Annotated in this window: 9 protein-coding genes; 4 read left to right on the top strand and 5 right to left on the bottom strand. The window is 70.9% G+C overall.

Annotated elements, in window-relative coordinates; all coding sequences use genetic code 11:
• Together ABD339_RS16375 and ABD339_RS16380 are read right to left on the bottom strand one after the other, a co-directional pair.
• Window positions 1–988, bottom strand: a 988-nt coding sequence (locus ABD339_RS16375) for an MFS transporter (RefSeq protein ID WP_344566701.1), incomplete at its 3' end; no start/stop codon positions are given.
• A gap of 153 nt (window positions 989–1,141) precedes the next feature.
• Entirely contained in the window at window positions 1,142–2,599 is a 1,458-nt protein-coding gene (locus ABD339_RS16380; protein ID WP_425576010.1) for a lipase maturation factor family protein, read from the bottom strand.
• Window positions 2,600–2,675: 76 nt separating this feature from the next.
• Between ABD339_RS16380 and ABD339_RS16385 the strand changes: the two genes are divergently transcribed.
• The 4 genes from ABD339_RS16385 (at window position 2,676) to ABD339_RS16400 (ending at window position 8,962) form a co-directional block, all read left to right on the top strand.
• Window positions 2,676–5,486, top strand: a complete 2,811-nt coding sequence (locus tag ABD339_RS16385; protein WP_344566703.1) for an excinuclease ABC subunit UvrA — start codon at window positions 2,676–2,678, stop codon at window positions 5,484–5,486.
• Window positions 5,483–6,880, top strand: a complete 1,398-nt coding sequence (locus ABD339_RS16390) for an FAD-dependent monooxygenase (protein ID WP_344566705.1) — start codon at window positions 5,483–5,485, stop codon at window positions 6,878–6,880. The genes ABD339_RS16385 and ABD339_RS16390 overlap by 4 nt, the downstream gene beginning before the upstream one ends.
• A gap of 182 nt (window positions 6,881–7,062) precedes the next feature.
• Window positions 7,063–7,740: a response regulator gene (locus ABD339_RS16395; RefSeq protein WP_344566708.1), complete on the top strand. Its 678-nt coding sequence runs from the start codon at window positions 7,063–7,065 to the stop codon at window positions 7,738–7,740.
• Window positions 7,741–7,906: 166 nt separating this feature from the next.
• The gene (locus tag ABD339_RS16400; RefSeq protein ID WP_344566711.1) at window positions 7,907–8,962 is read left to right on the top strand and encodes an LLM class flavin-dependent oxidoreductase; all 1,056 of its coding nucleotides are present in this window, start codon (window positions 7,907–7,909) and stop codon (window positions 8,960–8,962) included.
• 78 nt (window positions 8,963–9,040) lie between these two features.
• Here the strand turns inward: ABD339_RS16400 and ABD339_RS16405 are convergent, their stop codons facing one another.
• From ABD339_RS16405 to ABD339_RS16415, 3 genes are all read right to left on the bottom strand, one after another.
• Entirely contained in the window at window positions 9,041–9,811 is a 771-nt protein-coding gene (locus ABD339_RS16405) for a DUF4232 domain-containing protein (RefSeq protein WP_344566713.1), read from the bottom strand.
• Between the two features lie 305 nt (window positions 9,812–10,116).
• Window positions 10,117–11,571: an acyl-CoA synthetase gene (locus tag ABD339_RS16410; RefSeq protein ID WP_344566715.1), complete on the bottom strand. Its 1,455-nt coding sequence runs from the start codon at window positions 11,569–11,571 to the stop codon at window positions 10,117–10,119.
• A gap of 619 nt (window positions 11,572–12,190) precedes the next feature.
• Window positions 12,191–12,958, bottom strand: coding sequence for a bestrophin-like domain (locus tag ABD339_RS16415; RefSeq protein ID WP_344566717.1), 768 nt, complete (start codon window positions 12,956–12,958; stop codon window positions 12,191–12,193).
• Window positions 12,959–13,101 lie beyond the last annotated feature (143 nt).

The raw sequence follows: 13,101 nt of genomic DNA on the forward strand, positions 1-13,101 counted from the left end.
TGAGCTTTCCGCCCAGTGGCGAGACGAGCATCATCATGATGCCGCCGGGCGCCATCCACAGCCCGGCCTCGACCATGGACTGGCCGAGCCCGTAGCCGGTTGCTGCGGGGAACTGGAGCAACTGCGGGATCACCAGCATGCTCGCGTACATGCCGAAGCCGACGAAGACCGAGGCGACGTTGGTGAGCAGCACCCGTGGCCGCGCTGTGGTGCGCAGGTCGATGAGTGGGTCGCGAGTGCGTATCTCCCAAGCGCCCCAGACGAGCAGCACCACGATCGCGGCAGCGAACAGACCCAGGATCGTTCCCGAAGTCCAGCCCCAGTCGCCGCCTTTGGAGACCGCCAGGAGCAGAGCCCCAAGTCCCGCCGCCAGCCCGAGTGCCCCGGGCGCATCGAAGCGCTGGCCCTTGGCGGCGGGAGGCACATCCGGGATGCAGAACCAGAGCAGGACGGCGATCACCGCGGCCAGTGCGGCGGAACCCCAGAACAGCGCGCGCCAGTTGGCGTACTGGGCGACCGCGGCGGCGATGGGCAGGCCCAGTCCGCCGCCGATGCCCATGGAGGCGCTGACCAGGGCGATGGAGGAGCTGAGCTTCTCCTGGGGCACCACGTCACGCAGCAGGGCGATGCCCAGCGGCACCATGCCCATACCCATGCCCTGCATCCCGCGCCCGACGATCATCGGGACGACGGAGGAGGAGAGCGCGCACACCACGGAGCCGGCGATCAGCGGCACCGAGCACGCGAGCAGCATCCGGCGCTTGCCGAACAGGTCGCCGAGACGGCCGAAGACCGGAACGCAGACGGCGCCCATCACGAGGGTCGCGGTGATCACCCAGGCGGCGTTCGAGGGGGTGGTGTGCAGCAACTTCGGGAGGTCGGCGAGGAGCGGGGTGACCAGCGTCTGCATGATCGCCGCGGTGATGCCGGCGAAGGCCAGCGTGATGACCACGCTGCCCGCGCGGGCTGCGGGTTGGGGAGCGTCCATGAAGGGCTTCCTCAGATCTGTTGCGGGACGGATGTGCATCGTACATGCCTCATGTATGAAGCATGATGTGTGGTGGATGCATATTTATGAGGAGGGTGCGCAAAAAGTGTCTGGTGCAAATGGCTGGTGCTATAGGGGAGTGCTGCCGGTGGCTCAGGGGCGTCCCGCGTCGTGGTCCGAGCCCGATACGACGTGCACCGGTGGCAGGAACTCCCGCACCCAAGTGCGGTGCCACCACGCCCCGTTCGCCTTTCGCTCCGCCCACGTGGTGAAGCGGTAGCTGTAGAGCACAGCGCGCACATGTGTCGGCGGCCGGTCCGGGAACGGGTTGGTGCGCAGCAGCCGCAAGGCTGCCCGGTCGTTCTCCAGCAGCCGGGCGACGAGCGGTTCGAACCAGCCGCGAGTGTAGGCGGGGGAGAGCGCGGCGAACCACATCTGCCAGTCCAGCCGCAGGTGGTAGGGCGCGAACTGCCGTGGCAGCCGCCGCACATCGCCCGGCTTGCCCTTGAACTCGTACTCCCGCCACACCGTCTCGGGGCCGACCCGCTCCGCGTCGGTGCCCTCCAGCACGATCTCCTGCCGGACCCGGGAGATGCTGCCGAAGGCACCGTAGGTGTTGACCAGATGGAGGGAGTTGAACGAGCGGTTCATCTGCTGCGTACGGCTGAGCAGATTGCGGGCCGGCCAGTAACTGAGCACCAGGATGAGGACGGAAGCCGCGCATACGACCACGGCGAACCACAGCGGCGTCGGATCGTAGGAACGGGTACCGGCGACGGGGGAGAGGTCGAGGGCGGCGAGGGCGAAGACGATCGTCAGCCAGTTCAGCCAGGCGAAGTTGCCCGAAAGGACCAGCCAGAGCTGGGTGATGACGACGATCCCCGCCGCGACGGTGGCCACGGGCTGCGGGAAGAACAACCCGAAGGGGACAACGAGCTGGGCGAAGTGGTTGGCGGCTGTTTCCGCACGGTGCAGCGGCTTGGGCAGATGGTGGAAATACCAGCTCAGCGGGCCGGGCATCGGCTGGGTCTCGTGGTGGTAGTAGAGGCAGGTGAGATCGCGCCAGCAACGGTCGCCGCGCCACTTGATCAGACCGGCTCCGAACTCCACCCGGAACAGCAGCCAGCGCATCAGCCACAGCGCCGGCACGGGCGGGGCGGTGTGCGCGTTGCCCAGAAAGATCGCGAGGAAGCCGGCTTCGAGCAGCAGGGACTCCCAGCCGAAGCCGTAGAAGATCTGGCCCACGTTCACGAACGAGAGGTAGAGGAACCACAGCAGCGCCCACATCATCATCGCGGCCCACAGCGGCACGGCGTCCGCCGCGCCCCCCACCACCGCAGCGGCGAGCGCGGCCCCCACCCAGGCACAGCCCCCGGTGAAACGATCCGAGCAGCGCCAGTGGAACAGGCTCGGCGTGGCACGGAAGGGCACGCGCCGAACGAATGCCGCCGCCGGCAGCAGCCCGCGCTCGCCCAGCAGCGCCCGGAACTGGAACGCCGCCGAGAGGAAGGCGATGAGATAGACACCGGCGAGCGCACGCTGCAGCACCAGTCGGCTCAGCCCGTACCCGGGTGCGGAGAACCACGGTGTGAACCACTCCATGGCGGCCATGGGTACCACCCGCTGCCCTCTCCCACGCACCCACCCGCTGATGCGAGCCGCCGGGCCGGTGGCCGATCATGGACGAATGAGCGATGACGGTTATGTGAGGGTGCGCGGCGCCCGCGAGCACAATCTGCGGGGCGCCGACGTGGACATCCCACGGGACGCACTGGTCGTCTTCACCGGCGTCTCCGGCTCCGGCAAGTCCTCGCTCGCCTTCGGGACGCTGTACGCGGAGGCGCAGCGCCGCTACTTCGAATCCGTCGCCCCGTACGCCCGGCGGCTGATCCACCAGGTCGGAGCGCCCAAGGTGGAGGAGGTCACGGGACTGCCGCCGGCAGTGGCCCTGGAACAGCGGCGGTCCGCGCCCACGGGCCGCTCGTCGGTCGGCACCGTCACGACTCTCTCGAATTCACTGCGCATGCTCTTCTCCCGCGCCGGAAGCTACCCGGCAGGCGCGCAGCGACTGGATTCCGACGCGTTCTCGCCGAACACCGCGGCCGGCGCCTGCCCCGAGTGCCACGGACTGGGGACGGTCCACCGCGTCACCGAGGACTCGCTGGTGCCCGATCCCTCCCTCACGATCCGGGAGGGCGCCATCGCGGCCTGGCCCGGAGCCTGGCTGGGCAAGAATCTGCGGGACATCACGGCCACCCTGGGCTACGACATCGACCGGCCCTGGCGGGAGCTGCCGAGCGAGGAGCGGGAGTGGCTCCTGTTCACCGATGAGCAGCCCGTGGTGACCGTCCATCCCGTGCGGGAGGCCGGACGGATCCACCGGCCGTACCAGGGCACCTATCAGAGCGCGAAGCGCTACGTCCTGCACACCTTCGCCGACACGAAGAGCGCGACCCTGCGGCAGCGGGTGCGGCGCTTCTTGGTGAGCGCGGACTGTCCGGTGTGCGGTGGCAGGCGCCTGCGGCCCGAAGCGCTGGCGGTCACTTTCGCGGGCCGGGACATCGCCGAGCTGGCCGCACTCCCGCTGGAGCGGCTCGCCGGGGTCCTGCGCCCCAGCGCGGAGGCAGGAGGGCCGGATCCTGGAGGGGAGGGAGGCAAGGGCGGCAAGGGAGGCGAAGGGGAGAGGCTTCGCGGGGAGGAGAGCCGGGAGATCGGGATCCAGGAGAGCGTGGCCGCCACTCTCTCCCGCGACCTCGTCTCCCGGATCGAGATCCTCACCGAAATGGGTCTCGGCTACCTGAGCACGGACCGGCCCACCCCCACCCTCTCCGCGGGCGAGCTGCAACGGCTGCGGCTGGCGACGCAGTTGCGCTCGGGTCTCTTCCGCGTCGTCTACGTCCTCGACGAGCCCTCGGCCGGTCTCCATCCGGCCGATACGGAGGCGCTGTTGACGGTGCTGGACCGGCTCAAGGCGGCGGGCAACTCGCTGTTCGTCGTCGAACACGACATGGCGGTGGTGCGGCGGGCCGACTGGGTCGTGGACGTGGGCCCGCTGGCAGGCGAGAACGGGGGAGAGGTGCTCTTCAGCGGGCCCGTGCCAGGGCTGGCCCACGTCGCGGAGTCGGCCACCCGGCGCTATCTCTTTCCCGAGCCGGCCCAGCCTGCGCCCAGGACGGCTGGGCGGGGCGCTGGGTCGGAGGAGGCCGAGGGTGCGGGCGGACCGGAAGGTTCGAACGGGTCGGAAGGGGCTGAGGGGCCGGGCGGTGCGGCACACGGGGGACCTCGGAGAGCGGAGCGCCGGCTGACCCTGGAGGGGGTGTCGCGGCACAACCTCAAGGGACTGGACGTCGAGATTCCGCTCGGGGTCTTCACGGCGGTCACCGGAGTCTCCGGTTCCGGAAAGTCCACCCTGGTCAGCCAGGTACTGGCCGGTCTCGTCGCCGATCACACCGGAACCGGAGCGAGCACCGGCACCGGCCGGGCAGGTGCCGCCCTCCGCGTGGGCGCCGGGGTGGAGGAGGACGAGGAGGCCGAGGGCGGGGCGGGACCCGGTTCGGCCGAGGACCGCGAGACGGGGACCGCCGTTGCCAAGGGACTGGAGGCGGTGGACCGGCTCGTCCGTGTCGATCAGAAGCCCATCGGCCGCACGCCGCGATCGAATCTGGCCACCTACACGGGATTGTTCGATGCGGTACGGAAGGTCTTCGCCGCCACCGACGAGGCCAAGGCGCGCGGCTTTGGCGCGGGCCGCTTCTCCTTCAACGTCGCCGAGGGCCGCTGCCCCACCTGCCAGGGCGAGGGCTACATCGCCGTCGAACTGCTGTTCCTGCCGGGCACCTACGCCCCCTGCACCGACTGTCACGGGGCCCGCTACAACCCCGAGACCCTCCAGATCACCTACCGGGGCGCGACCATCGCGGACGTACTGGAGATGACGGTGGACAGGGCGGCCGAGTTCCTCACGGACGTCCCCGCCGCCGTGCGCGGGCTGACGGCTCTGCGGCGGGTCGGGCTCGGCTATCTGCGGCTGGGACAGCCCGCGACAGAGCTGTCCGGCGGCGAGGCCCAGCGGATCAAGCTGGCCGGGGAACTCCAGCGGACCCGGCGCGGACACACCCTCTACCTCCTGGACGAGCCCACCACCGGACTGCATCCGGCCGATACCGCCGTGCTGCTGCGGCAGTTGCACGGTCTGGTGCGGGCCGGGCACAGCGTCGTGGTCGTCGAGCACGATCTGACGGTCATCGCGGGAGCCGACTGGGTCATCGACCTCGGGCCCGGGGGAGGGGGGGCGCGGCGGGCGGATTGTCGCCGCCGGGACGCCCGCCGAGGTGGCCCGCTCCACCACCAGTGCCACCGCGCCCTATCTCCGAGCCGCCCTGGGCGAAGCCTGCCGGAAAGAGTGAGCCGGGCGAACACGGGCAACCTCAGAGCTTCGAGTGAGGTCCGTAAGGTCGGACGGATCGGCAACGGCAAGGCACAGCTGGAGGCGGAATGACCCATGCCCTCATCGTCGGCGGAGGCATCGCGGGCGCGGTGACGGCGATGTCCCTGCACAAGGCGGGCATCGGCTCGACCGTCTACGAGTCCTATCCGACGGGCGCGGACGACGTGGGCGCATTCCTCGTGCTCTTCCACAACGGACTGGAGGCGCTGCGCACCATCGACGCGCACCGGCCCGTGCTGGATGTGTCCTTCCCGGCCGAGCGCGTCGAAATGCTCTCGCACACCGGAGACAGTCTCGGTATCCGGCCCGTCTCCGGCCGGGAATCCTCGCCCGGAAAGGCCGGCAAGGCGGACAAGAGAGGCGGGGCGGGCAGGGCGGACGAGGCGGGCGCGACAGATGAGGGGCGGAGTTCGGCCGGGGGCGAGGTTCTCGGACCGCGCACTCTGCGGCGGGCCGCTCTCCACCGCGCGCTGCACGACGAGGCGGCCCGCCGGGGCATCCGCATCGAGCACGCCAAGCGCCTCGTCTCCGCGCAGACGGCTTCGGACGGCCGGGTCACCGCGCGGTTCGCCGACGGCAGCAGCGCCGGGGGCGATCTGCTGATCGGGGCGGACGGCATCCACTCCGTGACCCGTGGCCTCATCGACTCCCAGGCGCCCAGACCGCGCCACACCGGCCAGACCACGGTGTGCGGCTACGCCGCGAACGTCCAGCCCGAAGCCGCTCCGGCACCGGGCACCTACCGGATGATCCAGGGAACGCGCGCCTTCCTCGGCTGCACGATGGCACCGGGAGGAGAGGTCTGGTGGTTCGCGAACACCCCGGGCCCGGAACTGGATCGCGGACAACTGGCGACGGAGACACCCCTACAGAAGGCGCGGTGGCGGGAACACGTCGCGGGCCTGTTCGCGGATGACGCCTCGCCGGCGGCCGACATCGTCCGGGCCACGGGGGACGAGATCGTCGCCAGCAACGCCTACGACATCGCCAGCACCCCGGTGTGGTCCCGGGGCCCGCTGATCATCCTGGGCGATGCCGCGCACGCCGCCGCGCCGAACGCTGCCCAGGGCGCCTCCATGGCGATCGAGGACAGCGTGGTGCTCGCCAAATGCCTGCGCGATCTGCCCGGCCCGGGCGAGGCTTTCGCGGAGTTCGAACGACTGCGCAGAGAGCGGGTGGAGGCCGTGGTCGAGCGCAGCGCCCAGTTGAACAACCGCGTGGTTCCCGGCACGCGGACCGGCCGCGAGCAAGCAGAACCAGGGAGCGCGGGCCCGGAAGCCTCCGACCCCGGCGGCTCGCCCAGCTCTGACCGCGCTTCCGAGGCTGCCTCCCAGGGCGCCCCGACGCGCGTCCCCGTGGCGGGCACCCCTCGGACCGGTGACGCCAACTGGCTGCTCCACTACCGCATCGACTGGGAGACACCGGCCGGGGCCGGCCACCCGTGAGACGCGCCCCGTTTCACGCCCGGTGCGGCGACCTGGCAGGGCCGAACCGGTCAGGACCCCGGCCGGGAGCCTGACCTCGGCTCTGGCCCCTGCCCCGGCCGTGGCCCCGCCTGGTCCGACCGGGCCGGGGGCTGAACATCCCTCCGTGGCCGGCGGTCCGCATGGCTGGCTACCGTGTGCGCATGACCCTTCGCGTGCTCCTTGTCGACGACGATGCGCTGGTACGGGCCGGGCTCCGGCTGATGCTGGACGGAGCCTCCGACATCGAGATCGCAGGAGAGGCGGCGGACGGCAGCGAGGTGTTGCCGTTGGTCGAGGAGCACCGGCCAGGCGTGATCCTCATGGACATCCGGATGCCCACCATGGACGGCCTGGCCGCGACGGAGGTGCTGCGTGCGCGCGACCAGTCGCCCGAGGTCATTGTCTTGACGACCTTCCACGCCGACGCGCAGGTGCTGCGGGCCCTTCGTGCTGGAGCTGCGGGCTTCCTGCTCAAGGACACCCCGCCCGCTGAGATTCTCGCCGCCGTACGCAAGGTCGCGGCGGGCGAGCCCGTGCTCTCACCCGCGGTGACCCGCCAGCTCATCGAGCACGTCACCCCGGCGGGCCAGGACAGCCGCCGGGCCCGCGCCCGGGAGGCCCTCGGCCGGCTCGGCGAGCGCGAGCGGGAGGTCGCGGTGGCGGTCGGCTCGGGCAGTGCGAACGCCGAGATCGCCGCGACGCTCTACATGAGCCTGCCGACGGTCAAGACGCACGTCTCCCGCATCCTGACCAAACTCGGCCTGAACAACCGCGTCCAGATCGCGCTGCTCGTCCACGACGCCGGACTCCAGGAGGACGCCGAGGCCGGAGAGAGCTGAGGGCGCGGGCGGGAGGCGGGCCCGGAACCGGCCAGGGACGCGGGCCGGAGCCGGCCCGAGCCGGAGCCCGCGTCGGGATCGGGAGCGCGGGCCGGAATCCGGAGGCCGAGGGAGCGGAAGCCCACCGGGGCGGGAATCCTGAGCGGGCTCGTTTGTTGTCACAAAGGTGACTCCACTACAAGGGCTCCCGGTGCACCTGTCGGTCCTCGACCGCTCACTCACCCGTGAGGGCGAGCATCCGGCCCAGGCGTTGCGCGAGACGGTGCGGTTCGCGCAGCAGGCCGAAGAGCTGGGATTCCTGCGCTTCTGGGTCTCCGAGCATCACGCGGTCCCAGGTATCGCGGGCTCGGCCCCGACCGTGTTGGCCTCAGCCATTGCCTCCGCGACCGCACACATCCGCGTCGGCACCGGCGGAGTCATGCTGCCCAACCATCAGCCGCTGGTGGTCGCCGAACAGTTCGGGGTGCTGGAGTCGCTCTTCCCCGGCCGCATCGACATGGGCCTGGGGCGCTCGGTCGGCTTCACCGACGGCATACGCAAGGCACTCCGTGTCGGTAAGGAGGCGGCAGACGGCTTCGGCGAGCAGATCTCCGAGCTGCTCGGCTACTTCGAAGGGACCGGCCTTGTGCGGGCCCGGCCCGCCGAGGGCTTGCGAGTGCCGCCCTTTGTCCTCGCGGTCGGCTCCGGAGCGGCCATCGCGGCGGAACACGGGCTGCCGCTGGTCATCGGGGCCTCCCGCGACGAGGAGCGCACCCGCGAGGCGGTCCGCGCCTACCGCGAGGACTTCCGCCCGCGCGAGGAAGGTTCCGCACCCTACGTCATCGTCGCGGTGAACGCCGCGGTCGCCGACACCCGCGAAGAGGCGGCACGGCTGCAGATCCCCGAGGCATGGTCCGCTGCCGTCTCCAGAACACGGGGTTCCTTCGCCCCGCTCATCCCGGCGGACGAGGTGCTGGCCCGCACGATGACGCCGAGGGAGCGCGGAGCCTTCGAGGAGGCGCGCCTCTCCCAACTCCACGGCACCGGCCCCGAAGTGACCGAAGCCCTGGCCGCGCTCGCTAAGCGCACGGGCGCTGATGAGATTCTGCTGACCCTCAACACCTACGACCCGGCCGACCGGCTCGACTCCTACCGCCGCCTCGCCCACGCGGTCGGTAGGGGAGAACAGCGAGCCGGGGCGCCAGCCCCCTCCGGCGGGAGCTGGACAGCGGCCCGGGCGTGATCGCCGCACCCGTCACGGCCCTCCCCGGAGGTGGAAGCCGCGGCCCGTCCGGCGAAACTCCTGATCCGGGCGGAACGGTCAGCCCGCGCTGACGGGATCGACCGTGACGGAGGAGCTGTCATTGTCGGCGACGGCGAGGTTGACGCTGACGGGCAGGGTCTGCGAATGCGTTTCGTTCGGCGGGGTGACCACGACGCTGTCGAACGTCACACCGCTGCCGCCGGACTCGTTGGGCGTGTAGTTCAGGCTGAAATGGGCTGACTGGCCGGGTTTGACGCTGACGGGCGTTGCCGGAAGGTCGGTGCGGCTGGCGTTGAGGGTGCCGTCGGCACCGCTGAGGTCGGCTCCGGGGAAGCCGTTGAGGGTGCAGGCGGCGGAGCCGGTGTTCTTCATGTTGACGAGGATGCTGCCCTGGCCCGCACCGTTGGAGGTGCTGAAGGCGAGTTGGGAGGTCTTGCAGGCCCCGGAACCGGACGGCCCCTCTCCGGAGCCGCCCGTTTCTCCTCCGGAGGAGCTTCCCCCGGCCTTGTCCTCCGTCGGACCGGTCGACGACGTGTCATCCCCGGCACTGCCGCCGCCGGAGGATTTCGCCGGCGAAGAGGGAGAGGCGCCGTTCTTCTTCGCCGCGTCCTTGGAGGCATCCCCGACCACGGGTGCTGCCTTTCCGACCACCTTCTTGGGTGCGGACGCTTCCGCTCCTTGTCCGCTGCATCCGGTCAACAGCGTCGCCGCTGCCAGCCCTGTGGCAGCGACTGCTGCCAGGCGCGTGTTCCTGGTGAGGCGCCGTGGGCCGGTTCGGGTCTCCTCGGATCGTCCGGTTGCCTGTGCCGCGCGCTGCTGCTGTGTCACTGCCGCCACTCTGCTCTGTTCATTTCCTCGGTCCTGTACGCCGATTGCCAGGGGGGAGCCGGGGGTGTTGGCTCGCTCGCTTCCCCTGAGCCGTACCCCGTTCGATGACCGGTCCTGCGGAAAAGTTCACGACGGATTCCGGTGGGCGGTCCGGTATGCGGCAGCCCGGTGCACCGACAGGCCCAGGCGAACGCCGCCTGCGCGCCCGGCGAATCACGAGAATGCCGAACAGGGGCGAAACACGTCCGCCTCTTGCCTTCGAACTTTGGCCTCCGGCCTCTGATCTCTGAGTTCTGACGGGAAGCTCAGCCCTGCCCCGGCAGCTCCCGCTTCTTCACCTTGCCCATGTCGTTGCGCGGCAGCGCGTCCAGGAAGCGGACCTCCCGGGGCCTCTTGTGCGGCGCGAGCTGCCGGGCGACGAGGTCGGCCAGCTCTCTCTCGTCCGGCCGCTGCTGGGCGTCGGCGGGCACGATCCAGGCGACGATGCGCTCTCCCAGGTCCTCGTCCGGTTCGCCGGTGACGGCCGCCTCCGCAACCGCCGGGTGGCCCAGGAGCACGTTCTCGATCTCACCCGCGCCGATCTTGTATCCGCCGCTTTTGATCAGGTCGGTGGCCTTGCGGCCGACAATGCGCACGTACCCGTCGGCGTCCCGTGTGGCCATGTCGCCGGTGCGGAACCAGCCGCCGTCGAAGGCTTCGGTGGTCGCGTCCGGGCGGTTGAGGTACTCGGTGAACAGGTTGGGTCCGCGTACCTGCAGCTCGCCGACGGTTTCGGTGTCCTCGGCGGGCACGCGGCTGCCCGCCTCGTCCACCGTGCGGACATCGACACCGCGCAATGGCACCCCCACCGTGCCCGGACGGGGCACTCCGTCGGCCCGCACGGTGGTGTTCATGAGTGTCTCGGTCATGCCGTAGCGCTCGATGATCCGCTTGCCGGTCGCCGCCGTGAGGCGGTCGTGGTCATGCAGGGGCAGCGCGGCGGAGCCGGAGACCAGCAGCCGCGCCCCGGCCAGCGAGGCCACCAGGTCAGGGTCGCTCTCGCACGCGTTGGCGAGGCGGTGGTACATCGTCGGCACACCGAACAGCATGGTGCCGCCGCCCGCCAGGGCCTCCGTCACGCCCCGGGTGCTGAAGCCGCCCAGGTGGCGGAGGGTGCCGCCGCGCCGCAGGGGGCCGAGCACCCCCAGGATCAGCCCGTGCACATGGAAGAGCGGCAGGGCGTGCACCAGCACGTCGTCAGAGGTCCACTGCCAGGCTTCCTCCAGCGCGTCCAGATTGCTGGCGATCGCCCGCCGGGAGAGCACGACACCCTTGGGCGGCCCGGTCGTCCCCGACGTGTACACGATCAGCGCGGCCGACTCGGCGTTCGGCTCGGGCGGCAGCGCCCAGGTGGCCTGCGTGGCCTCCTCGCCTACGTCGACGTCGGTGCGCGGCAGCGCGGCCAGCGGTTCGGGAAGCTCGGCTTCCGGATCGGCCAGCACCATCCCCGGCGTGCTGTCGGCGATGATGTGCGCCAGCTCCCGCTCTCCGCTCTTCGGGTTCACCGGTACGACGGGCACGCCCGCCAGCAGCCCGGCCACCACACCCACGGCCGTCTCCAGGGTGGGAGTCGCCCAGACGGCCACCCTGGCCGCGCTGTCGAGTCTGGCGGCCGTACCGCCCGCCGCCGCGGCGAGCTGACGGAAGCTGAGGGCCCGGTCACCGAAGCGCAGCGCGGTGTGCGAGGACGCGGTGTGCAGGGCGGGGAAGAGCAGGGACACCCGGAACTCCTTCAAGATCTCTCGCCTTCGGGACCGCCAGCATCTCACCCGCCACCGCACGCCGGGCACCGGTTGGGGGTAGCGGGCATTCCGGATAGCGCGGGGAGGGGAGACGATCTCCCGCGGCCGGTCCGTCTCCGGGCTGCCGGTGGTCGAGGAGAACACATCGCCCACGGCGTGACCCCCCCCGGGGCCCGCCTGCGGCCTCTCCGCTCCTGCGGCGTCACGGCGCGCATCGGCCCCTCGTCCCGCCGCCTGTGCCGAGGCGCTGATCAAGCCCGCGGCGGCCGGGGGTCGCGGCGTCGGCGGTCGTGACCGCGGCGGTGCCGGGCACCGCCCTTCGTGGGAGGGGAGCGCGGGCGGCTGAGCGAACGACCTCCGGTCGCGTACGTGCCGGTGGTTCCGGTTGCTGTGAACCCCTCCGCACGCTGCAACCGCCCCAGCCGGACTGGAAGGTTCACCGCACCGCGAGAAGCGGACGTCAAAACGCCATCAGCCTCCGGAAGTCGCCCCCCCTGGAGGCTGATCCGCGTCGTGTCCCGGGCCTGAAATCGGATTCCGAGAACGGTCTTCCGGGCTGCCGCCGCCCTCCCGGGGACGGGCCCTCGTGGTTCCTCCATCAGGATCCCGATGCCTTGGGGAACAAGACGGTGAACGGACCCGCCGAGTCGTCCAGACCGTGGGCGAACGGGGAGTCGAAGTGCCACACCAAAAAGAGCAGGAAGGCGAGCAGGGCGGTGAAGATTCCCGCCAGCACCAATTCTCGTCCGGAGCGCTGGATCTGGAGCACGAAGAGCATTCCCACCGAGATCACGGCGCCCGCGATGAGCCCGAACCATACGACACCCGGCATGGTCGGCTCCGCGCTCGAAGCCCGGTCGCTGCGTGCCGTATCCGCCTCCGCGACCTGGTCCACGGCCGCCTGATATGCCTGTGCCTGTTGCGTGTTCGCCGGCTCGAAGGTCATCACGCTCTGCCGCACCTTGCCGAGCAGGCGGGTGCCCTCGTCGGTGAGGGCGTCGTGATCGACCATGTACGACCACTCTTTGTCGAGTGTGTAGCGGACATAGGCGTTGACGTCGTGGCGTACCCGCTCGCGCTCCTTGGCCGGGTAGACCTGCACCCGCTCACTGACCTCGTGCAGTGCCTGCGCTTCCTGGGAGACGGCCGCGTCGGCGGTGCTGCGGGCTTCCCAGACGCCCGCGATGGCCAGACCGAGGACGATCGCATAGACGACCCCGATCATCATGGACATGTACTCGATCACGTCCGGTGTCTCCGAGGGATCGTCGTCATCCCCGGGCCTGCGCCGTCTGAGCAGGACGACAGCGATGACCACCGCGCAGGCGGCAAGTACGCCGAGGGTCAATACGAGCCAGTCGGACAAGGTGAGCCTCCAGAGATCGCGAACTGGTGAGGAGGGACGGGCGGCGAGCCGGCGCACCAGGTGCGCCGGCATGGGCCGTCGAGCGGCGGCGGCCCGGCAGCGGGTCGGCCCGCCCATCGGCGTCCGGGTCCGGGCCAGGGCGC

This window comes from Streptomyces axinellae, from assembly GCF_039532135.1.
Taxonomy (GTDB): Bacteria; Actinomycetota; Actinomycetes; order Streptomycetales; family Streptomycetaceae; genus Streptomyces; species Streptomyces axinellae.

Bases quoted from the DNA above. Each gene is read 5' to 3' on its own strand.
- ABD339_RS16380 (WP_425576010.1), bottom strand. From the start codon at position 2,599: ATGGCCGCCATGGAGTGGTTCACACCGTGGTTCTCCGCACCCGGGTAC.
- ABD339_RS16385 (WP_344566703.1), top strand. From the start codon at position 2,676: ATGAGCGATGACGGTTATGTGAGGGTGCGCGGCGCCCGCGAGCACAAT.
- ABD339_RS16390 (WP_344566705.1), top strand. From the start codon at position 5,483: ATGACCCATGCCCTCATCGTCGGCGGAGGCATCGCGGGCGCGGTGACG.
- ABD339_RS16395 (WP_344566708.1), top strand. From the start codon at position 7,063: ATGACCCTTCGCGTGCTCCTTGTCGACGACGATGCGCTGGTACGGGCC.